The sequence below is a fragment of the Nocardioides aromaticivorans genome (genome assembly GCF_013408525.1).
Lineage (GTDB): Bacteria > Actinomycetota > Actinomycetes > Propionibacteriales > Nocardioidaceae > Nocardioides > Nocardioides aromaticivorans.
Genome location: NZ_JACBZM010000001.1, coordinates 580477 through 602410, shown reverse-complemented (window position 1 = coordinate 602410; position 21934 = coordinate 580477). Strand labels below are relative to the sequence as shown.

The 21934-nt window shown below is 72.4% G+C and carries 22 protein-coding genes; 10 read left to right on the top strand and 12 right to left on the bottom strand.

Annotation, left to right across the window (positions count from 1 at the left end):
• Positions 1-59: 59 nt before the first annotated feature.
• The 4 genes from BJ993_RS02840 (at position 60) to ilvC (ending at position 4523) form a co-directional block, all read left to right on the top strand.
• Positions 60-926: a CHAD domain-containing protein gene (locus tag BJ993_RS02840; protein WP_179647650.1), complete on the top strand. Its 867-nt coding sequence runs from the start codon at positions 60-62 to the stop codon at positions 924-926.
• 237 nt (positions 927-1163) lie between these two features.
• A complete protein-coding gene (locus tag BJ993_RS02835) occupies positions 1164-2924 on the top strand; it encodes an acetolactate synthase large subunit (protein ID WP_242530292.1) in 1761 nt (586 codons plus the stop codon).
• Complete coding sequence (gene ilvN / locus BJ993_RS02830; protein ID WP_036541462.1) at positions 2924-3463, top strand: acetolactate synthase small subunit; 540 nt, start codon at positions 2924-2926, stop codon at positions 3461-3463. The genes BJ993_RS02835 and ilvN overlap by 1 nt, the downstream gene beginning before the upstream one ends.
• A 34-nt stretch (positions 3464-3497) precedes the next feature.
• A complete protein-coding gene (ilvC, locus tag BJ993_RS02825; protein WP_036541464.1) occupies positions 3498-4523 on the top strand; it encodes a ketol-acid reductoisomerase in 1026 nt (341 codons plus the stop codon).
• Between the two features lie 70 nt (positions 4524-4593).
• Here ilvC and BJ993_RS02820 read toward each other — a convergent pair whose 3' ends face one another.
• Positions 4594-4962: a DUF6907 domain-containing protein gene (locus BJ993_RS02820; RefSeq protein ID WP_036541466.1), complete on the bottom strand. Its 369-nt coding sequence runs from the start codon at positions 4960-4962 to the stop codon at positions 4594-4596.
• Between the two features lie 173 nt (positions 4963-5135).
• Here BJ993_RS02820 and BJ993_RS02815 point away from each other — a divergent pair, with 173 nt between their 5' ends.
• Positions 5136-5411 (top strand): helix-turn-helix domain-containing protein, encoded by a 276-nt coding sequence (locus BJ993_RS02815; protein WP_242530291.1) that lies wholly within the window; start codon positions 5136-5138, stop codon positions 5409-5411.
• Here the strand turns inward: BJ993_RS02815 and BJ993_RS02810 are convergent.
• From BJ993_RS02810 to BJ993_RS02790, 5 genes are all read right to left on the bottom strand, one after another.
• A complete protein-coding gene (locus BJ993_RS02810) occupies positions 5401-5835 on the bottom strand; it encodes an EamA family transporter (RefSeq protein ID WP_036541468.1) in 435 nt (144 codons plus the stop codon). The two genes, BJ993_RS02815 and BJ993_RS02810, sit on opposite strands and share 11 nt — an antisense overlap.
• Before the next feature lie 60 nt (positions 5836-5895).
• Positions 5896-8775 (bottom strand): PKD domain-containing protein, encoded by a 2880-nt coding sequence (locus BJ993_RS26465; RefSeq protein ID WP_179647648.1) that lies wholly within the window; start codon positions 8773-8775, stop codon positions 5896-5898.
• 136 nt (positions 8776-8911) lie between these two features.
• On the bottom strand, positions 8912-9736 hold the full coding sequence (locus BJ993_RS02800) for an ABC-2 transporter permease (protein WP_179647647.1): 825 nt from the start codon (positions 9734-9736) through the stop codon (positions 8912-8914).
• A gap of 3 nt (positions 9737-9739) precedes the next feature.
• Positions 9740-10561, bottom strand: a complete 822-nt coding sequence (locus tag BJ993_RS02795; protein ID WP_036541474.1) for an ABC transporter permease subunit — start codon at positions 10559-10561, stop codon at positions 9740-9742.
• The gene (locus BJ993_RS02790) at positions 10558-11484 is read right to left on the bottom strand and encodes an ABC transporter ATP-binding protein (RefSeq protein ID WP_036541476.1); all 927 of its coding nucleotides are present in this window, start codon (positions 11482-11484) and stop codon (positions 10558-10560) included. The genes BJ993_RS02795 and BJ993_RS02790 overlap by 4 nt, the downstream gene beginning before the upstream one ends.
• 121 nt (positions 11485-11605) lie before the next feature.
• On the opposite strand from BJ993_RS02790, the gene BJ993_RS02785 reads away from it, so the two are divergent.
• On the top strand, positions 11606-12250 hold the full coding sequence (locus BJ993_RS02785; RefSeq protein WP_179647646.1) for a DsbA family oxidoreductase: 645 nt from the start codon (positions 11606-11608) through the stop codon (positions 12248-12250).
• A gap of 85 nt (positions 12251-12335) precedes the next feature.
• Here BJ993_RS02785 and BJ993_RS02780 read toward each other — a convergent pair whose 3' ends face one another.
• From BJ993_RS02780 to BJ993_RS25550, 6 genes are all read right to left on the bottom strand, one after another.
• The gene (locus BJ993_RS02780) at positions 12336-12788 is read right to left on the bottom strand and encodes a MaoC family dehydratase (protein WP_036541482.1); all 453 of its coding nucleotides are present in this window, start codon (positions 12786-12788) and stop codon (positions 12336-12338) included.
• Between the two features lie 83 nt (positions 12789-12871).
• A complete protein-coding gene (locus BJ993_RS02775; protein ID WP_179647645.1) occupies positions 12872-13405 on the bottom strand; it encodes a hypothetical protein in 534 nt (177 codons plus the stop codon).
• Entirely contained in the window at positions 13402-14691 is a 1290-nt protein-coding gene (locus BJ993_RS02770; RefSeq protein ID WP_179647644.1) for a DUF58 domain-containing protein, read from the bottom strand. Before BJ993_RS02770 ends, BJ993_RS02775 begins: the two co-directional genes overlap by 4 nt.
• 5 nt (positions 14692-14696) lie before the next feature.
• Positions 14697-15680, bottom strand: coding sequence for an AAA family ATPase (locus BJ993_RS25560; RefSeq protein ID WP_242530290.1), 984 nt, complete (start codon positions 15678-15680; stop codon positions 14697-14699).
• The gene (locus BJ993_RS25555; protein ID WP_179647643.1) at positions 15677-16060 is read right to left on the bottom strand and encodes a hypothetical protein; all 384 of its coding nucleotides are present in this window, start codon (positions 16058-16060) and stop codon (positions 15677-15679) included. The genes BJ993_RS25560 and BJ993_RS25555 overlap by 4 nt, the downstream gene beginning before the upstream one ends.
• On the bottom strand, positions 16057-16800 hold the full coding sequence (locus tag BJ993_RS25550; protein WP_179647642.1) for a DUF4129 domain-containing protein: 744 nt from the start codon (positions 16798-16800) through the stop codon (positions 16057-16059). The genes BJ993_RS25555 and BJ993_RS25550 overlap by 4 nt, the downstream gene beginning before the upstream one ends.
• An 83-nt stretch (positions 16801-16883) precedes the next feature.
• Between BJ993_RS25550 and efeU the strand changes: the two genes are divergently transcribed.
• From efeU to serA, 4 genes are all read left to right on the top strand, one after another.
• Positions 16884-17738 (top strand): iron uptake transporter permease EfeU, encoded by an 855-nt coding sequence (efeU, locus tag BJ993_RS02750; protein WP_036541492.1) that lies wholly within the window; start codon positions 16884-16886, stop codon positions 17736-17738.
• A gap of 17 nt (positions 17739-17755) precedes the next feature.
• On the top strand, positions 17756-18952 hold the full coding sequence (efeO, locus tag BJ993_RS02745; protein WP_179647641.1) for an iron uptake system protein EfeO: 1197 nt from the start codon (positions 17756-17758) through the stop codon (positions 18950-18952).
• A complete protein-coding gene (efeB, locus tag BJ993_RS02740; protein WP_179651918.1) occupies positions 18949-20223 on the top strand; it encodes an iron uptake transporter deferrochelatase/peroxidase subunit in 1275 nt (424 codons plus the stop codon). The genes efeO and efeB overlap by 4 nt, the downstream gene beginning before the upstream one ends.
• Positions 20224-20344: 121 nt before the next feature.
• Complete coding sequence (gene serA / locus BJ993_RS02735; RefSeq protein ID WP_179647640.1) at positions 20345-21934, top strand: phosphoglycerate dehydrogenase; 1590 nt, start codon at positions 20345-20347, stop codon at positions 21932-21934.

Sequence of the window (21934 nt, the reverse complement as noted above, 5' to 3'; positions counted from 1 at the left end):
AAGGACCCCGGGGTCACTGCCCCGTCCGGGACGTCGTGTCCGGATGGGAGGATGGGGCAGTGACCACGGCTGGGGAGCTGCTCGCCGCAGAGATCGGCCGCCTCGCCGCGGACCTGACGGCCCGGCGCGCAGGAGCGTTGTCCGACGAGCCCGACGCGGTGCACCAGCTCCGCACGACGGTACGACGCCTGCGGAACGTGCTCGCCGCCTTCCGCCGCTGCTTCGACCCGGACCGGTCGGCGGAGCTCGCGGCCGCCCTGGCGTCGTACGGCGACCTGCTGGGGGAGTGCCGTGACCTGGAGGTCCGGGCCGCCGACGTGACCGCCGCGCTCGACGCCCTCGGACTGGCCGACGCGCGGGGCGACGCGCTCGGCGAGGCGCTGGTCGGCCCCCTGCTCGTCCGTCACGCCGCCGCCCACGCCGCACTGGTCGGCTGGCACGCCGGCCCCGGCGTGCGGGCGCTCGACGCACTGCTCGCCACCTGGACCGAGTCACCGGCCCTGGCCCGCCGCGCCCGCCGGCCCGCGGCCGGCGTGGCGACGAAGGCCGTACGCCGCCAGGCCCGCCGGGTGCTGGCCCGCGCCGACGCCGTCGTCGCTGCCGAGGGGGTCGAGGAGGCCCGGCACGGCCTCCGCAAGGCCGGCCGGCGGCTGCGGCACACGGCCGACGCGGTCGCCTCCGTCGACGTCGACGGCTCCCTGCGGGTGCTCGGCGGGCTCGGGCACCGGGTCCAGGGCGCGCTCGGCGACCACCGCGACGCCCTGCTGCTGGCCGAGCACGTGCGCCGGTGCGCGGCCGGGCAGGCCGACCGCGCCGACCGGGCGTCGTACGAGCTGGTCGCCGGGCACGCCGAGAAGCTCGCTGCCGAGGCCCTCGCGGGGCTCGACGAGACCCTCTCCGCACTCCGTGCCGAGGTCATTCCATGAGACGCGCGTCTTGGTATCTGGGACGGGGGCGCTACGTTATTCGACGGCACGACCGGGGCGGCGTACGGTGGGCGCATGCATCAGCAGCTTCTCGTACGCACCGGACGCGCCGCCTGACCTCGTCAGACGTCGCGTCCCACCCCTCGTTGCCTCCGCAACAGAGGGGTTTTTGTTTGTACGACGAACCACACCCCCGCCGGCGCAGGCCGGCAAGCAGCAGAGACAGGAATGAGTCGGATGACTGAGCAGCAGGGCTCGGGCGAGACGATGACCGGCGCGCAGAGCCTGGTCCGGTCGCTCGAGGCGGCAGGTGTCACGGACATCTTCGGCATCCCGGGAGGCGCGATCCTCCCGGCCTACGACCCGCTGATGGACAGCAGCATCCGGCACATCCTCGTACGCCACGAGCAGGGCGCCGGCCACGCCGCGCAGGGCTACGCCTCGGCGTCGGGCCGCGTGGGCGTCTGCATGGCGACCTCCGGCCCGGGGGCGACCAACCTGGTCACCCCGATCGCCGACGCGCACATGGACTCGGTCCCGATGGTCGCGATCACCGGCCAGGTCGGTGCCTCGATGATCGGCACGGACGCCTTCCAGGAGGCGGACATCCGCGGCATCACGATGCCGATCACCAAGCACAACTTCCTCGTCACCGACCCGGCGGAGATCCCGGTCAAGATCGCCGAGGCCTTCCACATCGCCTCGACCGGTCGCCCCGGCCCGGTACTCGTCGACGTCACCAAGTCGGCACTGCAGGCGACGACGTCGTACGCCTGGCCGACCGAGGTCACCCTCCCCGGCTACCGCCCGGTGACCCGGCCGCACGCCAAGCAGATCCGCGAGGCGGCCCGGCTGATCCTCGAGTCCCGCAAGCCCGTCCTGTACGTCGGCGGCGGCACCATCCGCTCCGGCGCGGCCAGGGAGCTGGCGACCCTCGCCGAGCTCACCGGCATCCCGGTGATCACCACGCTGATGGCGCGCGGCGCGTTCCCCGACAGCCACCCGCAGCACCTCGGCATGCCGGGGATGCACGGCACCGTGGCTGCCGTGGCCGCGCTGCAGAAGAGCGACCTGATCATCAGCCTCGGCGCCCGCTTCGACGACCGCGTGACCGGCAACCTCGACTCCTTCGCGCCCGGCGCGAAGGTGATCCACGCCGACATCGACCCGGCCGAGATCGGCAAGAACCGCTACGCCGACGTCCCGATCGTGGGCGACGTGCGTGAGGTCCTCGTCGACCTGATCACGACCCTGCGCACCGAGCAGGAGGCCGGCAACACGGGCGACTACGAGGGCTGGGTCGCGTTCTGCGCCGGGGTGAAGAAGAAGTACCCGCTCGGCTACGAGACGCCCACCGACGGCGGCCTCTCCCCGCAGTACGTCATCGAGCGCCTCGGCGTGATCTCCGGCGACAACACCATCTACACCGCGGGCGTCGGCCAGCACCAGATGTGGGCGGCCCAGTTCGTGAGCTACGAGAAGCCGAACACCTGGATCAACTCCGGTGGCCTCGGCACCATGGGCTTCGCCGTCCCCGGCGCGATGGGCGCCAAGGTCGCGATGCCCGACCAGACGGTGTGGGCGGTCGACGGCGACGGCTGCTTCCAGATGACCAACCAGGAGCTCGCCACCTGCGCGATCAACAACATCCCGATCAAGGTCGCGGTCATCAACAACGAGTCGCTCGGCATGGTGCGCCAGTGGCAGACGCTGTTCTACAACAGCCGCTACTCCAACACCGACCTGCAGTCGAAGCGGATCCCCGACTTCGTGAAGCTGGCCGACGCCTACGGCTGCGTCGGCCTGGCCTGCGAGTCGCCCGACGACGTCGACGCGACCATCGCCAAGGCGATGGAGATCAACGACGTCCCGGTCGTCGTGGACTTCCGGGTCCACCGTGACGCCATGGTGTGGCCGATGGTCGCCGCCGGCACCAGCAACGACGACATCAAGTACGCGCGCGACCTCGCGCCCCAGTTCGACGAGGACGACCTCTGATGGCCCAGCACACCCTGTCCGTCCTCGTCGAGGACAAGCCCGGCGTCCTGGCGCGGATCTCCGCACTGTTCAGCCGTCGCGGCTTCAACATCACCTCGCTCGCGGTCGGCCCGACCGAGCACGAGGAGATCTCGCGGATGACGATCGTCGTCAACGTCGACTCCTCGCCGCTCGAGCAGGTCACCAAGCAGCTCAACAAGCTGGTCGAGGTGATCAAGATCGTCGAGCTCGACCCGGCCGCCTCGGTCAACCGCGAGCTGGTCCTGGTCAAGGTCGGCGCCACCGCCGAGAACCGCAGCCAGGTGCTCGACGTCGTCCAGCTGTTCCGCGCCAAGGTGATCGACGTCGCCTCCGACGCGATCACGATGCAGGTCGTCGGCAACGCCGACAAGATCAGCGACTTCCTGCGCGTGCTCGAGCCCTTCGGCATCCGCGAGCTCGTGCAGTCCGGCATGGTGGCCATCGGCCGCGGGTCGCGCTCCATCTCGGAGCGGGGCAAGCCCGTCGCCGTACCGGTCCCGCCTGCCGCCAACGCCTGAAATCCCCAACCCAACCAGCAAGGAGAAGCCCGACGTGGCTGAGATTTTCTACGACGACGACGCCGACCTGTCCCTCATCCAGGGCAAGAACGTCGCGGTCATCGGTTACGGCAGCCAGGGCCACGCCCACGCGCTCAACCTGCGCGACTCCGGCGTCGACGTCCGCGTCGGCCTCAAGGAGGGCTCGAAGAGCCGCGCCAAGGCCGAGGAGCAGGGCCTGCGCGTCCTGACCCCGCGCGACGCCGCGGAGGAGGCCGACGTCATCGTCATCCTCGCCCCCGACCAGCACCAGCGGAAGCTGTACGCCGACGACATCGCGCCGGCGCTGACCGAGGGCGACACCCTCGTCTTCGGCCACGGCTTCAACATCCGCTTCGGCTACATCAAGGCGCCCGAGGGCGTCGACGTGATCATGGTCGCCCCGAAGGCCCCCGGCCACACGGTGCGCCGCGAGTACGTCGCCGGCCGCGGCATCCCGGACATCATCGCCGTCGAGCAGGACGCCTCGGGCACCGCCTGGGACCTCGCGAAGTCCTACGCGAAGGCGATCGGCGGCACCCGCGCCGGCGTCATCAAGACCACCTTCACCGAGGAGACCGAGACCGACCTGTTCGGTGAGCAGGCCGTCCTCTGCGGTGGCGTCTCGCACCTGGTCCAGGCCGGCTTCGAGGTCCTCACCGAGGCGGGCTACCAGCCGGAGATCGCCTACTTCGAGGTGCTCCACGAGCTCAAGCTGATCGTCGACCTCATGTGGGAGGGCGGCATCGCCAAGCAGCGCTGGTCGGTCTCCGACACCGCGGAGTACGGCGACTACGTCTCCGGCCCGCGCGTCGTGACGCCCGCCGTCAAGGAGTCGATGCAGGCGGTCCTGGCCGACATCCAGAGCGGGGCCTTCGCCGAGCGGTTCATCGGCGACCAGGACAACGGTGGAACGGAGTTCCTCAAGCTCCGCGAGGAGGAGGCCGCCCACCCGATCGAGGCGACGGGCAAGGCCCTGCGCGCCCACTTCTCGTGGAAGCAGACCGACGACGACTACACGGAGGGCTCGGCCGCGCGCTGACCTTCCGTCGTACGACGCCCGACGCCCCCGGATCCCGTGTGGATCCGGGGGCGTCCGCGTCTCACCCGTCTCACCCGTCGACGCCGACGGCGTCGAGCTGGGCCAGGAGGGCTTCCGCCAGCGCCCGGGCCCCCTCGACGGTCAGCACCATGCGGGGCCGGGCGGCCTCCGTCGCCTCGACGACCAGCCAGGTGCGGTCGTCGGCGTCATGGCGGCCGGCGCGCACCACGAGGGTGAGCGGCCGCAGGGAGGCCGTGACCGGCACCGTGTCGGCGGGGCCCGCGACGACCGGCAGCAGCGCCGGCTCGCTCTGGTGGTAGCGGTCCTCGGGGTGGTCGTCGGCGGCGTGCTCGCGGGTGCACCACGGTGGGCAGCGCCCGTCGGGCCAGGGCGGGCGGCCCGCCTGTGCTGCCGCCCGCACGCCGTCGCCACCGGTCATGCGCCTCACCCCCGAGATGTCCCTTGCTCCGTCAGCCGGACCCTAGGACCCGCGCCCGACGCATGCACCCGTCGCCGGGGCCGTCGTCCACAGGTCGTCGGCAGGCAGCCAGTTGTCCGATTAGCATACGAGTATGGTCCCTTCCGGGTGGTCATACGTGGATGATGGTGGGCGTGGCGGGCAAGCGTGCGGACGACAGCTGGCAGGCCTACGCGCGCGAGCTCGGGGTGAACCTGCAGCGGGCCCGGCTCGCGAAGGGCCTCAGCCAGGAGCGGGTCGCGCATCTCGCCGGCATCGCGGGCTTCACCTACCAGAAGTTCGAGAAGGGCGAGTCGCGCCCGGGCACGCCGATGAACCCGCAGCTGCTGACCCTGGTGTCGCTGAGCCAGGTGCTCGAGGTGCCGATCGTCGACCTGCTGCCGGACTTCCAGCCCGACGTCAGCCGCTGACCACCAGCAGCACCGCACCGGCGCCGACCAGGGCGATCCCGCCCCACTGCAGGAGCGAGAGCCGCTCCCCGAGCAGCGTCACGCCGAAGACCGCGACCAGCACGACGCTGAGCTTGTCGACCGGCGCCACCAACGAGGCGTCGCCGACCTTGAGCGCCCGGAAGTAGCAGATCCACGACGCGCCCGTGGCCAGGCCCGACAGCACCAGGAAGAGCCAGGTGCGGCCGCCGACCTCGCCGGGGGAGTGGAACTTCCCGAGCGCCAGCAGGATCAGGCCGAGGGTCACGAGGATCACGACCGTGCGAACGAAGGTCGCGACGTCGGAGTCGATCTCCTTCACGCCGACCTTGGCGAAGATCGCCGTGAGGGCCGCGAAGACGGCCGAGAGCAGGGCCCAGAACCACCACGCCGAGGTCAGCTCCATGTCCCGACGCTACCCGGGCCGATGCCGTCGTGGGGACACAGGACGGCACCGGCCGGGCAGTCAGTGCAGGGCGATGACGACGCTCGACCCCTTGGCGGCGGCGTCGGTCGAGGCCACCTGGTCGCCGTACTGTCCTGCCGCGACGGGGCCGCCGGTGTCGACGACGAGCTGGTCGACGTGCCCGCCACCGACGCCGATCAGGCGCTGGCGCACGCTCGAGCCGGCCGGTTCCGCGAAGGTGGTCGTCGCGGACGAGCGGTCGGACCACACGGTGACCACCCAGCCACCGGGAGTGGTGACCGTCGGACTGCGATGGGCCGTCGTGGCGGTCGTCTCGGCTGCGCCGGCGAGCGCGGCGACGGGGCCGCCGGGGTCGGTGCCGGAGTACGCGAGCACCGTCAGGGTGGCCTTGACGGCGGTCGCGCCGAAGGCCACGGTGACATTGCGCCCCGCGTCGTCGGCGGCAGCGACCCGTTGCCAGACCACGGTCGTCATGGAGTCGGTCGTCGCCGCCTGGCCCACCTGGGTCCACCCGGCCGGCGCCGCCGGCACCGTGGTCGTCGCGGTCGAGACCACCGCGACGAGCCCGTCGCCGGCCTGGGCCGTCGCCGGGATCGGGGACACGATGCTCGTCGCATTGGTGACCTTGCCGGTCGAGTCGCGGAACGCCACCGGGCTGGTCGTGCCCTCGATCACGACGGGCTGGGCCGAGGACCCCGTGCCGCCCCTCTCGTCGGTCACGGTGAGGGTGACCTGGTAGGTCCCCGCCGCGGTGTAGAGGTGGCTCGGCTGCGGCCCGGTCGCCGTGGTGCCGTCGCCGAAGTCCCAGGACCAGCCGACGACGGTGCCGTCGGCGTCGGTCGAGGCGCGGCCGTCGAAGGCGCACGTCTGGCCCGCGCAGGTGGTCGTGAACGACGACGTGGGCAGCTGGTTCGTCAACGGGCCGAGGAACATCGTGCCCGAGGACCATTGCGGGTTGGTGTCGATGCCGCCGCCGCTGATCCGCGTCCAGCCGCCACTCGCGATGCCGTTCGTCACCGGCATGCTCCACAGGTCGTTGGTGGTCATCCCCGCCCAGAGCCGTCCGTCCGCGTAGAAGAGGTTGCGCACGTCGCGCAGCACCGGGAAGGCGGAGGAGGGGACGCTGAACTCCTGGGCGCCCACGATCAGGCTGTCGGGGGAGAACCACCGCCAGAAGATCTTGCTCTGCCCCGAGCGCGTGTAGTACAGCCGGTGCTGGGCGTAGGCCATTCCGGTGACGCCCGACAGCTGGCCGTACAACGTGGGCACCCGGCCGCGGTAGGTGCGGGTCCCGCCGCTGAGCGTCACGTTGCTCCACACCGGGTCGTTGTAGGGGTCGATCACGGTGTCCGGACCGAAGGCCGAGCCGTCGAAGGTCCGGTAGTGCAGCTTGTTGTCGTTGGCGCCGTACACCAGCTTGGTGCCGACCATGAACGCACCACGGACGCTGTTCCAGTTCGCGCCGCCGGTGGTCGGGACGGTCGTCGGCGTGGTGGCCGTCGTGCCGGTGAAGGCCCGCGTGGTGACCGTCGTACCGGACAGCCGGTAGAGGCTGCGCGGGAGAACCGGATCGGCGATCGAGACGGGCGCGCTGCCCCCGTCGACGGGGAAGAAGGCGAGCCGGGCACGGCGGTAGAGTCCGTCGCCGATGTACTCGGTGTCGCTGCCCACGTAGATGCCGTTGTCAGTGGCCAGCAGCTCCTCGGCCCCCACGCCCGTGGGGTTGCGGCCGGGGTTCCACGTCAGCGGGATGCCGTTGTCCGGGTCGAGCGCGGCCAGGCCGGGCCGCGGCACCTGACCGGCCTGCTCGTCGGCGCCGCTCTGGATCGCGTTCAGCCACTTCTGGTGACCGCCGACGTAGACCGCGTTGTCGGCGACCGACACCGAGAGCAGCGAGTCCTGGCCGGTCGCGGCCTGCCAGACCGGTTGCACGTCCTGGCCCGTCACCGCGACGTCGAAGCGAGCGGCCGAGTCGCACAGCGTGCCGTTGTAGCCGGCGCCGCTCGACGCCACCACGAAGTAGGAGCCGTCGGGGGAGAAGTCGACGTCGCGGACGTAGGAGTCGAAGGCATTCTTCTGGCACGCCGGCGTGTAGCGCAGCGTCTTCCAGTCCGGGGCGACCGTGGCGCTGTCCGGCCCCAGGTTGACCAGCATCACCTGGTCGCGGTCCAGCCCGTCGGCGTGCTTGAAGTTGCCGATCGCGGCCAGCCGGGTGCCGTCCGGGCTCGCGGCGAGCTTCGCGACGCCGACCGGCGCCTTCGCCGTGCCCGAGGGCCAGTTGTGGTTGGTGTCGACCGCGATCCTCAGGTAGTCGTCGACGGCCCCCGTGGTCGCGTCCAGGGACGCGAGCCCGGCGCGGGGCAGGGTCGCCACGGTCGTGAAGCTGCCGGCGAGCAGCAGCCGGTTGCCGACCAGTGCGATGTCCAGCACGCTGCCGTTGGGGCTGGGGTTGCGGAACGCCGTCACCAGGGCGCCGGTGGACGTGTCGATCTTGATGATGTTGCGGACCTTCGTCGTACCGGCGAGCTTGAAGGTCCCGGCGACGTACAGGGCGCTTCCGTCCGCCGACGGCACCAGCGCGTTGACGCTGCCGTCGAGCGCCGGTGCGAAGGTCTGGTCGAGGGTGCCGGTGAGCCGGTCGTAGGCGAGGAGGTACGGCGTGGGGAGCTGCGCGCTCGTGCCGGGGTTCTGGGCGATGGTGAACGTCCCCCCGACGAACACCTTGCGCCCGACCTCGGCGATCGCGAGGATCCGGCCGTCGAGGATGTTGGGTGTGGTGGCCGGGACCGCGGACGGGATCAGTCGCTGGTGGGCCGGCTGCGCCCCGGCCGGTGGGCCGGCGGCCGCCGCGGTGAGGGCGGCGGCGGCCAGTGCCGCGGCGAGGACGACGCTCAGGGTCCGACGGTGTGGATGACGCACAGGTGCCCCCCATTGACTCGGCCGAGACGAGTCGAGAGTCGCACCATTCGACCTCCGGCGACTCACCCATTTCGGGCAAGAACGCCGACGGCTCGCCCCCGGCACGAGTGCGGGAACGAGCCGTCGACGTCGCGTCCTACTTCACCTCGGAGCGGCGCACGAACAACCCGCCCACGACGAGGGGCAGCACGATCCAGATGGCCGAGGTGGTCCCTAGCATCGCCCACTCCCGCGCCGTGTCCGTGGCTCCGTCGAAGAGCGTGACCTGGCTGGTGTTCCAGTCGACCCACGGCTGGAGGTCCGCGAACCACTCGCGCACCTCGGCCAGCAGCACGAGGATGCCCGGCATCACGAACGACACGACGAAGTAGCCGACGATCGCGGCCGGGGAGCTGCGGAGCACGACGCCGAGCGCGAAGCCGACCGCCATCCCGACGAGGTTGCCGAGCACGATCTGCGGCACGGCGCCGAGCGAGACGTTCCAGACGGTGTCGACGCCGGCCACGGCCGAGCCCGCCAGGTTGCCGAGGGCACCGACCGCGAACGCGACGGCCATCGACACCACGCCGACCAGGAGGGTCGCGGCGGCCTTGGCGCCGATCACCCGGCCCCGGCTCGGGACCAGGGTGAACGTCGTCAGTCCGCTGCGCTGGCTCCACTCGCTCGTGATCCCGAGGATGGCGATCATCGGCAGGATGACCGAGAGCGGCAGGCCGATGGCCGTCGCGAAGCTCTCGTAGGTGATCTGGTCATCGGGGGCGAACAGGATCACGGCGACGGTCGCGATGACCGAGAGGGCCGCGACGCCCACCATCAGCCAGAGCCCCGAGCGGGTGTCGAACATCTTGCGCAGCTCGACGTGGAGCACGCGGCGGAACGGGGTCGCGGCGGGGACGGCACGGGCGGGGGCGGCCTGGCCGGCGCCCCTGCCCGTGCCCGTCTCGACGGTGGTGGCGGTCATGGCTCACTTCACCTCGGACCGCAGCACCAGGCGCAGGCCGACGAGCAGCGGGAGCACGATCCACAGCGCCGAGGTGACGGCGAGCTGCGCCCACTCCTGGCCGGTGAGGGTCGAGTCGAAGAGGAGGAAGCGGGTCTGGTTCAGGTCGAACCACGCGCCGTTGTCCGCCCACCACTGCTGGGTGGACGCGAGGGCGCTGGTCAGCCCGGGCAGGACCAGCGCGGTCACGAAGTAGCCGACGATCGCGGCGGGGGAGTTGCGGAACAGCAGGCCCAGCGCGAAGCCGAGCAGCATGCCGAGCTCGTTGGCCAGCACGATCTGGGCGAAGGTTCCGGCGGAGATGTCCCACTGGGCGTCGACACCGGTGATCGCCGAGGTGATCAGGTTGCCGGCTGCGCCGACCGCGAGCGCGACGAGCATGCCGAGCGCGCCGATGGCGAGGGTGTTGAGCAGCTTGGCGGCGAGCACCCGCGGCCGGCTGGGCACCAGGGTGAAGGTCGTCAGCGACGTGCGCTGGCTCCACTCGCTGGTCACGGCGAGCACGCCGATCACCGGGAGGACGATCGACATCGGGCTGCCGACGGCGGCCGCGAACGAGTCGAAGGTCAGGGAGTCCCGGTCGCCCAGGAGGACGGTCAGGGTGGTCGCGATCACCGAGGCGATCACGATGCTGGCCATCAGCCAGAAGCCGGAGCGGGTGTCGAACATCTTGCGGAGCTCGACGCCCACGACGCGGCGGAACGGCGTGGCGGCCGGCGCCGGACGCGTCCGCGCCGCAGCGGGTACGACGGCTGCGGAGGCCTGCTCGAGGGTGGTGGCGCTCATGCTGCTGCTCCTTCGGTGGTCGAGGCGTGGTTCACGGTGTCGCGCTGGCTCTCGGCGGTCAGCGCGAGGAACATCTCCTCGAGGCCGGCGCCGTCGGCGGCGCGCAGCTCGGTGACGGCGATGCCGGCCGCGAAGGCGGCCTGGCCGACCCGGGTCAGGTCGGCCTCGGCGAGGACGGCGCCGCCCGAGCTCGGCCGGGCGGTGATGCCGGCGGCCTGGAGGGCGCCCGCGAGCGCCGTACCGTCGGCGGAGCGAACGAGGGTGCCGGCGCCGGCCAGCAGCTCGTCCTTGGTGCCCTGGGCGACGATCCGGCCGTTGCCGATGACGACGATGTCGTCGGCGATGACCTCGATCTCGTGCAGCAGGTGGCTCGACAGGAGCACCGTGCCGCCCTGGTCGGCGAAGTCGCGCAGCAGGTCGCGCATCCAGCGGATGCCGGCCGGGTCGAGGCCGTTGGCCGGCTCGTCGAGGATGAGCACCTCGGGGTCGCCCATCAGCGCGGTGCCGATGCCGAGCCGCTGGCGCATGCCGAGGGAGTAGTTGCGCACGCGGCGGCTGGCCTCGTCGGGCGTGAGGCTGACCCGCTCGAGCATCTCGTCCACGCGGGTGCGCGGCAGGCCCATCGTCAGGGCGGCGATGGTGAGGATCTCGCGACCGGTGCGGCCCGCGTGCTGGGCGGAGGCGTCCAGCAGCACGCCGACCTCGCGGCCCGGGTCGGGCAGGTCGCGGAACCGACGGCCCAGGACGCGGACCTCGCCGCTGCCCGGGTTGGTCAGTCCGACCATGACCCGCATGGTGGTGGACTTGCCGGCACCGTTGGGGCCGAGGAAGCCGGTGACCCGGCCCGGCGCGGCGGTGAACGACACGTTGTCGACAGCGGTGAAGCTGCCGTAGGTCTTGGAGAGCGACTCGACTGTGATCATGGCCCGAAGCCTCGCCGGGAGCAGGCCTCGGGCGCTTCGGGCAGATCCCTTGACCGACCCCTGAGCCGACCCTGAGGCGGGTCAGGGGAAGCATTCAGGGGTACGACGCGTTGCACCCCTCGTGCGTATCGAGATCTGGGCCGACGTCGTCTGTCCGTGGTGCTACATCGGCAAGCGACGCCTGGAGAAGGCGGTCGCCGGGTTCGAGCACGCGGACGAGGTGGAGGTCGTCTACCGCTCCTACGAGCTGGACCCCTTCGCCCCCGAGGTCGGCACCGAGTCGACGGTGACCGTGCTGGGCCGGAAGTTCGGCGCCGACGAGGCCGGCACCCGCGCCATGATGGCGCGCGCGGACGAGGTCGCCGCCGGCGAGGGGCTCACCTTCGCGCACGCCGACGCCCTGCACGCCCGCACCCTCACCGCCCACCGGCTGCTGCACCTGGCCGAGGCGGAGGGCCGGCAGCACGAGCTGATGGAGCAGGTGCTGGCGGCGTACTTCACCCGTGGTGAGTCGCTCGGCGACCACGACGTGCTCCGCAAGGCGGCGGCCGAGGCCGGTCTCGACGCGGGCCGGGTCGACGAGGTGCTGGCCGGCGACGAGTACCGCGACGAGGTCATGGCCGACGTCGCGCAGGCGCGCGCCTACGGCTCGTCCGGCGTGCCCTTCTTCGTCATCGACGGACGCTTCGGGATCTCCGGCGCGCAGCCGACCGAGCTGTTCGAGCAGGCGCTCGAGCAGGCTTGGAGCAGCCGGGCCGACGCCTGACTCGTCCGGCAGCTCATGCACTTGTCGGGTGTTGCAACGCCTGACAAGTGCATGAATACCCGGTCGACCGGGGATTCATGCAGCGTCAGGGCAGCAGCAGGACGACCGTCTCCGCGACACAGGCGGGCTTGTCCTCGCCCTCGATCTCGATCGTGTGCTGCACGGTGAGCTGCTTGCCGCTGGGGATGTCGACGACCTCGCCCATCTTCACGTGCAGGCGGATCCGCTTGCCCACCAGCAGCGGGTGGGGGAAGCGGACCTTGTTGACGCCGTAGTTGAGCTTGGCGCCCGGGGTGCGCAGCGTGAAGACCTGGCTGCCGAGCCACGGCACCAGCGACAGGGTCAGGTAGCCGTGGGCGATGGTCCCCCCGAAGGGGCCTTCCTTGGCGCGCTCCATGTCGACGTGGATCCACTGGTGGTCGCCGGTCGCGTCGGCGAACTGGTTCACCCGGCGCTGGTCGATGGTCACCCACTCGCTCGTGCCGAGATCGGTGCCGGCCGCCTCGGCGACCTCCTCGAACGTCGTGAACACCCGCATGCCTGACTCCTTCGTCCCGTGAAGCTCGCTGGATCCGACCCTAGTAGTCACCGGGACCGCCGCGCACCGGGGCCCGCCGGGTCTCACTGCCTGGTCGTCAGCCACGCCAGTGCGGCCAGGGCGAGCAGCGCCACCACCACCGCCCCCGGTACGACGTCCGTCCCCTCCGCCGCGACCGCGAGCACCCCGACGGCGAGGGTCGCCGCCCCGATCGGCGTCGTCCGGGAGACCACGGCGCGCACGACCCGGCGGTCCGCCGTGCGGCCGGGCGGGCCCGAGGCGGCGTACGCGGTCGTCGTGTGGAAGACGAGGAAGGCCACGGCCACGACGAGGACGGGACCGCCCGTCGGGTCGGGGACGGCGGCCACCCACCATGCCGCGGCGACGCCCAGGGTGAGCAGGGGAGCAGGACTGTCGGGCAGCTCGGCGGACCCGAGCGCGAGCAGCCCGACGACCGCGGCCGGCCACCACGGGCTGTCGGGTGCGGCGGTCGCGACGGCGACCACGACCGCGAGCATCGGCCCGACCACGAGGAGCCAACGGCCGACGGCGGCGGGGGACAGGGTGGCGACCCAGCGACCCCGGCGGTCGCGGACGGTGACCTGCAGGCCGCTCATCGCCGCACCATGCGTGGCGTCGACGAGCGCCGGGTGAGGTCGCGCAGGACGCGGTCGATGCTGTGCGGACCGGCCCAGGTGACGACCGGGATGCCCAGCGACGCCATCCGGTCGCGCTCGACGCGGCGCTGCAGCATCCGCAGCCGCCAGGCCAGCCGCTCCTCGGGCGTGCCGCCGGGGCCGGCGCCGCTCGCCAGCTCGGCCGGCAGCGTGTCGACGACGACCACGTCGATGCCGGCACTGGTCAGCATGGCGACCTGCTGGGTCGACGCGGGCTCGATCAGTGGGGACAACAGGATCGCCAGGGTGCCCGCGCCGAGACCCTGGCGGGCCGCGAGCGCGTCCTCGCCACGGGCCGTGCCGGGCTCCACCAGGGCGAGCGTGTCGAGCAGCCGTCGCAGCTGGTGGCGGCCCGACGACGAGGGCAGGAAGCTGACCCGCCAGTCGCCGAACACCCGCAGCCCGACCCGGTCGCCCCGGCGCAGGAAGTGCTCGGCCAGCACCGCCGCCGCGCGCACGGCGAGGTCCATGCTGCTGCGGGCGCCCGTGATGCCCTCGCTCGCGCCCACGTCGTTGACCGCGTCGACCAGCAGCACGACGTGGGCGTCCTCGTCGGCGTGCGTCGCCGTCACGTGGAGCGTCCCGGTGCGGGCCGAGGCCGCCCAGTGGATCCGCCGCAGCCGGTCGCCCGGCTCGAACGGGCGCACCTTCGCGAACTCGGTGCCCTCGCCCGGACGGCCGGCCCGCTCCTGCCCGACCAGCCCGTTCGGGTGGGGTGCGGGAGCGGTCGTGTCGACCTGCTCCTTCGACGGCAGGACCGTCAGCCGGAGCGGCTGCGGGCGGTCCGCCACCCAGCGCCAGGCCGCCCAGGCGTCGTACGCGGTGACGGCGGGGGCGCCCAGCGTGCGCCGGCCCCACCGGACCGGGCGGAGCCCGATCTCCGCCCGCGCGACCCCGCCCTCCTCCGGCACGAGGAGGCCGTCCGCGGGCTCCACCTCGAGCCAGCGCTGGCCGGGGTGGTGGGCGGCGACCACGCCGCCGGGCGGCAGGTCCTCGACGGTCGCCGACCAGAGCAGGTCCTCGCCCTCGTGCACGGCGAGCGAGCCGCCGGTCGCCGCCACGGCGGGTACGACGCGCGGGCGGGACGCGGCGCCGGCGAGCGCGACCAGCAGCAGCGGGGTCGCCAGCACGACGAGGTCGATCCGGCCGAGCACGATGCCGACGAGGAGCAGGCCGAAGCCGAGGGTCACCGCCCGCAGGTGGGCGTGGGTGGGGTGCCAACCCATGGTGCTCACCGTCGTTCCCGCGCCGACGGCGCCGGGACGTGGCCGAGGACGGACTCCACGACGGAGCGCCCGGTGACGTCGCTCATCCAGAGCTCGGGACGGATCGTGATCCGGTGGGCGAGCGCCGGCACCGCCACCGCCTTGACGTCCTCGGGGGTCACGAAGTCGCGGCCGGCGACCACCGCGTGCGCGCGGGAGACCAGGAGCAGGGCGAGCCCGCCGCGGGGTGAGGAGCCCACGAGCGTGTGGTGGTGGGTACGGGTCGCGGCGGCCAGGGCCACGCAGTAGCGGCCCACGTCCGGGTCGACCGTCACCGACTCGACCGCCTGCTGCACGCCGAGCAGTCCGGCCGCGTCGACGACCTGACGGACGGCGACCTCCTCACGTCCGCGCTCGAGCCGGCGGCGCAGCACCTCCCACTCCTCGTCGGCGCCCGGGTAGCCGAGCTCGACCCGGAGCAGGAAGCGGTCGAGCTGGGCCTCGGGCAGGGGATAGGTGCCCTCGTACTCGACCGGGTTGGCCGTGGCGAGCACGTGGAAGGGCGCCGCCAGCGGGAAGGTCTCGCCCTCGACGGTGACCTGCCGCTCCTGCATCGCCTCGAGCAGCGCGGCCTGCGTCTTCGGCGGGGTGCGGTTGATCTCGTCGGCGAGCAGCAGGCCGGTGAACAGCGGGCCGGGCCGGAACGTGAACGCCGCCTCCCGCTGGTCGTAGATGAACGAGCCGGTGAGGTCGGCCGGGAGCAGGTCCGGCGTGAACTGCGCCCGCTTGAAGTCCAGGCCCAGCGCCTGCGCGAAGGACCGCGCGGCCAGCGTCTTGCCGAGGCCCGGGAAGTCCTCGAGCAGCACGTGGCCGCCGGCGACGATCGCACTGAGCACGAGGGTGAGGGCGGGCCGCTTGCCGACGATCGCCGTCTCGACCTCGTCCAGGACCCGCTGGGCGATCGCCGACGCCTCGGCCGGCGTCGTCGCGGGGACCACCGGCGCGCTCACAGCTCCTCCAGCCGGTCGAGAACGCCGGCGAGCTGCCGGCGGTAGCGGTCGGGGGAGTCGAGGGGTGGCCGGTCGAGGAAGCGGCGCACCTCCCCGGGCAGGGCCGAGCGCGGGGCGATCCCCGCAGGACCCGCGAGGACGGCCGTCGTACCCAGGAGCTGGTCGACGACCTCGACCACCTCGGCATGGAGGGCGGTCGGGTCCTGGGCGGCTACCAGCCGGGCGAGGTGGGTGAGCTGCAGGTCGTGGGCCCGGTCGTCGCGCACGTGCAGCGGCTCCTCGTCGGGCCACACGATCTCCGGGACCTCCCCGGCGAGCACGAGGGCGAGGACGACGAGGGTCGCGGTCGCGACGACGGCAGCGATCAGGGCGAGGGTCATCGGACGTTCCTCCGTCGCGCTGCGGGCAGGCCCCGCAGCAGGGTGGCCAGGCAGGCCGCGGCCTCGGACCGCTGGGCCTCCCCGAGGGCGTGCTGCGAGAAGCGCGCCTCGCGGTAGAGCACGGCGAGGCGGTCGATCGCCCCGCCATCGAGGTCGTACGACGCCAGCACGTGCGCCACGAACTCGGCCGGGGTGTCGGCGGGATCGCGGTGGAAGCGCTCGGACTCGGTGGCGGCCTCGAGCCGGAGCCAGGCCGCGACGATGCCGTTGCGCGCGGTTCCGGCGTCCAGGTCGGCGATGCCCTCGGCCAGCGCCTCGGCCAGCGCGTCGGCGTCGTCGAGCGTCTCGGGCTCGACCGGGTCGAGGAGGAGGCCGGCCGCGGGGCGGCCGTCCCGGCGCCGGCGGTGGCGCAGCGAGAAGCGCAGCCGGACGAGCACGGCGGCGAGCACCAGGCCGAGCGCGACGACCAGCGCGACCGCGGCGGCGCGGCCCGGCAGCAGCAGGCCGTCGCCGTCGCCGGACCGGTCCCGGTCGTGGTCCGCCTCCTCGGGCTCGCCGCCCCGCTCGCCGGTGATGTCGTCGGTCGGCCGCTCGCCCTCGGACACCGAGGGCGGGTCCGACTCGAGGACCGGCCAGTCGACGCCCTGCCCGGACGCGGTCGCCAGCACGCACAGCAGGAGGACCAGGGCCCCGGCGAGCAGGAGGCCCGGTCGTTCGAGGTCGCGCGACCCCTTCCCCATGACGGGAGGCTACGCGCATCCGGTGCCATCGGAAATGGACCCCGGTTAGGTGAGGCTAAGCAAACGGCGTACATTGGCGAACCGTGCTCGCCAACTTCCTGATCGGACTGCGCGAAGGCCTCGAGGCCGCGCTGGTGGTCAGCATCCTGGTGGCCTACCTGGTCAAGTCCGGGCGCCGGGAGCTGCTGCCGCGGATCTGGGCCGGAGTCGGCCTGGCCGTCGGGGTCGCGCTCGCCTTCGGCGCCGCGCTGACCTTCGGTCCCCGTGGGCTCACCTTCGAGGCCCAGGAGGCCATCGGCGGGACGCTGTCGCTGGTCGCCGTCGCGTTCGTGACCTGGATGATCTTCTGGATGTCCACCGCCGCGCGCGGGCTCGGCGCGGAGCTGCGCGGCCAGGTCGACCGGGCCGCCGACGCCGGCCGGTGGTCGCTCGCCCTCGTCGCGATGCTCGCGGTCGGGCGCGAGGGCCTGGAGACCGCGCTCTTCCTGTGGGCCGCCACCCAGGCCGGCACCCGCGACGCAGCCGGCTCGGTGACGCCCACCTGGGAGCCGCTCGTCGGCGCCCTGCTCGGCATCCTCGTCGCGGTCCTCCTCGGCCACCTGATCTACCGGGGAGCGGTGCGGCTCAACCTGACCGCCTTCTTCACCTGGACCGGCGCCTTCCTGATCGTCGTCGCCGGCGGCGTCCTGGCCTACGGCATCCACGACCTGCAGGAGGCCGGGATCCTGCCGGGCCTGCACAGCCTGGCCTTCGACGTCTCCGACGTGATCCCGCCGTCGTCCTGGTACGGCACGCTCCTCAAGGGCGTCTTCAACTTCTCGCCCGCCACGACGAGGCTCGAGGCCCTCGCCTGGGTCGTGTACGTCGTGCCGGTCGGCCTCCTCTTCCTGTTCCGCACCCGGATCCCCACCTCTCGTCCGACGCCCGCGGCGTCCTGAACCAGGAGCACCCCTCCATGCGCATCCGCACGACCCTCCTCGCCTCGGTGGCCACGCTGGCCGTCGTACCCGCCCTCGCGGCGTGCACCGAGAACGCCTCCTCGGACGGCGACAAGGGCGGCGACGCCCGCGCCGTGACGGTCACGTCGAGCGACGTCGCGTGCGAGCTGTCCGCGGTCGAGGCCCCCGCGGGCACGCTGACCTTCGACGTCACCAACACCGGCAGCGACGTGACCGAGTTCTACCTGCTCGGCAGCGACGGACTGCGGATCGTCGGCGAGGTCGAGAACATCGGTCCCAACCTGACCAAGAAGCTCACGGTCAACGCGCCCGAGGGCGACTACTTCACCGCCTGCAAGCCGGGCATGGTCGGCGAGGGCATCCGCGCGAAGTTCGCGGTCAGCCACTCCGACGACGAGGCCGGGGTCAGCGCCTCCGACCAGGAGCTGATCGACCAGGCGCAGGCCAACTACCGCTCCTACGTGCAGGACCAGTCCGACCAGCTGCTGCTCCGGACGAAGGAGTTCGTCCAGCTCTACAAGGACGGCAAGGACGACGAGGCGCGCGCGCTCTACCCGAAGGCGCGCGAGCACTGGGAGCGCATCGAGACCGTCGCGGAGTCCTTCGGCGACCTCGACCCGAAGACCGACGCGCGTGAGGCCGACGTCGACTTCGCGGCCGGCGAGAAGTGGACCGGCTGGCACCGCATCGAGAAGGACCTGTGGCCGCAGGACGCCACGGGCTACCGGGTGCTCACCCCGCAGCAGCGCGCGACCTACGCCGACGACCTGCTCGCGAACACGACCGAGCTCGACCGGCGCATCCACGCCACCGGCAAGGACGCGCTGACCTACCCGATCGACGCGATCGCCAACGGCTCGATCGGCCTGCTCGAGGAGGTCGCCACCGGCAAGATCACCGGCGAGGAGGAGGCCTGGTCGCACACCGACCTGTGGGACTTCCAGGCCAACGTCGACGGCGCCCGCGTCGCCTACGAGGGCGTGAAGCCGCTGCTCGCGACCAAGGACGCCGCGCTCGCCGACGAGCTCGACGCCAAGTTCGGCGCCCTGCAGGAGCTGCTCGACCAGCACCGGTCGGGCGACGGCTTCGTGTCCTACACCGAGCTGTCGAAGGACGAGGTCAAGGCCCTCTCCGACGCCGTCAACGCGCTCTCCGAGCCGCTCTCCAGGCTCACGCCGGCGGTGACGTCCTGACCGCGGCAGGCGGCCCGGCCCGGCTCAGCCGGCGCGGCCTCCTCGGCGGGGGCGCGGCCGCCGCCGGGGTCGCCGGCGCGTTCGCCGCCGGACGCCTCACCGCTCCCGAGACCACTCCGGTCGCGGGCCCGGTGGCGTCGTACCCCTTCCACGGCGAGCGGCAGGCCGGCATCGTCACGCCCGCCCAGGACCGGCTGCACTTCGTCGCGCTCGACGTCACCACCGACGACCGCGACGAGCTGGTCGCGCTGCTGAAGGCATGGACCGAGGCAGCTGCGCGGATGACGAACGGCGAGTCCGCAGGCCCCGTCGGCGCCGTCGACGGCCCCGGCAACGTGCCACCCGACGACACCGGCGAGGCGCTCGACCTGCCGCCGAGCGGGCTCACCATCACCTTCGGCTTCGGCCCGGGGCTGTTCGTCGACGCCGACGGCAAGGACAGGTTCGGCATCGCCGACCGCCGCCCGGAGGCGCTCGAGCAGCTGCCGCGCTTCTCCGCCGACGTCCTCGACCCGGCCCGCAGCGACGGCGACATCTGCATCCAGGCCTGCGCGGACGACCCGCAGGTCGCCGTCCACGCGATCCGCAACCTGGTCCGCATCGGGTTCGGTACGACGGCCGTGCGCTGGTCGCAGCTGGGATTCGGCCGGACCTCGACGACCTCGACCAGCCAGTCGACGCCGCGCAACCTCTTCGGGTTCAAGGACGGCACGGCCAACATCAAGGCGGAGGAGACCGCCGCCCTCGACGAGCACGTCTGGGTCGGCGCCGAGGACGACCCGAGGGCCGGCTGGCTCGCCGGCGGCTCGTACCTGGTGACCCGCCGGATCAACATGACCATCGAGGTCTGGGACCGGCAGCCGCTCGAGTCGCAGGAGCAGTTCGTCGGGCGCACCAAGGGCTCCGGCGCGCCCCTGTCGGGCGGCGAGGAGTTCACCGAGCCGGACTTCGCGATGTCGGGCTCGAACGGGCCGATCATCCCGACCGACGCGCACGTCCGCGTCGTGCACCCCGACGCCAACGACGGCGTCCGGATCCTGCGCCGCGGTTACAACTTCGTCGACGGCAGCAACGACGTCGGTGGCCTCGACGCGGGGCTGTTCTTCATCGCCTACCTGCGCGACCCGCGCACGCACTTCATCCCGCTGCAGCGGGCGATGTCGAGGAACGACGCGCTCATGGAGTACCTCCGATTCACCGGCCAGGCACTGTTCGCCGTACCCCCCGGAGTGGCCGAGGGGGAGTGGGTCGGCCAGGCGCTCTTCGCGTGATCACGGGGCCTGACCACTCCGTGTTCACAAGTTAGAAACACGCTCCCCGTGGGGGTACTGTGGCGAGCGCGCACAGCGTCGTGCACGTCTCCACCCGCACGTTCCCGCGAAGGACACCGCTGTGACTGATCGCCCCGTCGTCCTCATTGCCGAAGAGCTCAGCCCCGCCACCGTCGAGGCGCTCGGCCCGGACTTCGAGATCCGGCACTGCAACGGTGCCGACCGTGCGGAGCTGCTGCCCGCGATCGCCGACGTCGACGCGATCCTCGTCCGCTCGGCGACCAAGGTCGACGCCGAGGCGCTTGCGGCGGCCAAGCGGCTCAAGGTGATCGCCCGCGCGGGGGTCGGGCTCGACAACGTCGACGTGAAGGCGGCGACCCAGTCCGGCGTGATGGTCGTCAACGCCCCGACCTCCAACATCGTGTCCGCCGCCGAGCTCGCCGTCGCGCTGATGCTCGCCGCCGCCCGCCACGTCTCGCCGGCGCACGCCGCGCTGCGCAACGGTGAGTGGAAGCGCTCGAAGTACACCGGCATCGAGCTCTTCGAGAAGACCGTCGGCATCGTCGGCCTCGGCCGGATCGGCGTCCTCGTCGCCCAGCGCCTCGCCGCCTTCGGCATGAACGTCATCGCCTACGACCCCTACGTGCAGCCCGGCCGCGCCGCGCAGATGGGCGTGCGCCTGGTCGACCTCGACACCCTCATGGCCGAGTCCGACTTCATGTCGGTCCACCTGCCGAAGACGCCCGAGACGGTCGGCCTGATCGGTGCCGAGCAGCTCGCGAAGGCGCGGCCGCAGCTGGTGCTCGTCAACGCCGCCCGGGGCGGCATCGTCGACGAGGCGGCCCTGTACGACGCCCTCAAGACCGGTCGCATCGGCGCAGCCGGCCTCGACGTGTTCGCCAAGGAGCCCTGCACCGACAGCCCGCTCTTCGAGCTGGAGAACGTCGTCGCCACGCCGCACCTGGGGGCCTCGACCGACGAGGCCCAGGAGAAGGCCGGCATCGCCGTCGCGAAGTCGGTGCGCCTCGCGCTGTCCGGCGAGCTCGTCCCCGACGCGGTCAACGTCCAGGGCGGCGTCATCGCCGAGGACGTGCGCCCCGGCATCCCGCTCACCGAGCGGCTCGGCCAGATCTTCACGGCCGTGGCCGGCGAGGTCGCGCAGAGCCTCGATGTCGAGGTCCGCGGCGAGATCGCCGAGCAGGACGTCAAGGTGCTCGAGCTCGCGGCCCTCAAGGGCGTGTTCAGCAGCGTCGTCGAGGACCAGGTCTCCTACGTCAACGCGCCCCTGCTCTCGGCCGAGCGCGGCGTCGCCGTACGCCTCGTCACGGACAGCGACAGCCCCGACCACCGCAACCTGATCACGCTGCGCGGCACCCTCGCCGACGGCACCCAGGTGTCCGTCAGCGGCACGCTGGTCGGCATCCACCAGCGCGAGCGGCTCGTCGAGGTCAACGGCTACGACATCGACATCGAGCCGACCGACCACCTCGCGTTCTTCACCTACGTCGACCGGCCCGGCATGGTCGGCACCGTCGGCCAGATCCTCGGCCAGGCGCAGGTCAACATCGCCGGCATGCAGGTCTCCCGCGAGACCAAGGGCGGCGAGGCGCTGGTGGCGCTGTCCGTCGACTCCGCGATCCCGGGCGAGACCCTCGCCGAGATCGAGGCCGCCATCGAGGCCACCTCGATCCACGCCGTCGACATCCTCTGA

Excerpts from the sequence above, each read along its gene's own strand:
- BJ993_RS02835 (WP_242530292.1), top strand. The coding sequence starts at position 1,164 with ATGACTGAGCAGCAGGGCTCGGGCGAGACGATGACCGGCGCGCAGAGC.
- ilvN (WP_036541462.1), top strand. The coding sequence starts at position 2,924 with ATGGCCCAGCACACCCTGTCCGTCCTCGTCGAGGACAAGCCCGGCGTC.
- BJ993_RS02820 (WP_036541466.1), bottom strand. The coding sequence starts at position 4,962 with ATGACCGGTGGCGACGGCGTGCGGGCGGCAGCACAGGCGGGCCGCCCG.
- BJ993_RS02810 (WP_036541468.1), bottom strand. The coding sequence starts at position 5,835 with ATGGAGCTGACCTCGGCGTGGTGGTTCTGGGCCCTGCTCTCGGCCGTC.
- BJ993_RS02800 (WP_179647647.1), bottom strand. The coding sequence starts at position 9,736 with ATGACCGCCACCACCGTCGAGACGGGCACGGGCAGGGGCGCCGGCCAG.
- BJ993_RS02795 (WP_036541474.1), bottom strand. The coding sequence starts at position 10,561 with ATGAGCGCCACCACCCTCGAGCAGGCCTCCGCAGCCGTCGTACCCGCT.
- BJ993_RS02790 (WP_036541476.1), bottom strand. The coding sequence starts at position 11,484 with ATGATCACAGTCGAGTCGCTCTCCAAGACCTACGGCAGCTTCACCGCT.
- BJ993_RS02780 (WP_036541482.1), bottom strand. The coding sequence starts at position 12,788 with ATGCGGGTGTTCACGACGTTCGAGGAGGTCGCCGAGGCGGCCGGCACC.
- BJ993_RS02775 (WP_179647645.1), bottom strand. The coding sequence starts at position 13,405 with ATGAGCGGCCTGCAGGTCACCGTCCGCGACCGCCGGGGTCGCTGGGTC.
- BJ993_RS02770 (WP_179647644.1), bottom strand. The coding sequence starts at position 14,691 with ATGGGTTGGCACCCCACCCACGCCCACCTGCGGGCGGTGACCCTCGGC.
- BJ993_RS25555 (WP_179647643.1), bottom strand. The coding sequence starts at position 16,060 with ATGACCCTCGCCCTGATCGCTGCCGTCGTCGCGACCGCGACCCTCGTC.
- BJ993_RS25550 (WP_179647642.1), bottom strand. The coding sequence starts at position 16,800 with ATGGGGAAGGGGTCGCGCGACCTCGAACGACCGGGCCTCCTGCTCGCC.
- efeO (WP_179647641.1), top strand. The coding sequence starts at position 17,756 with ATGCGCATCCGCACGACCCTCCTCGCCTCGGTGGCCACGCTGGCCGTC.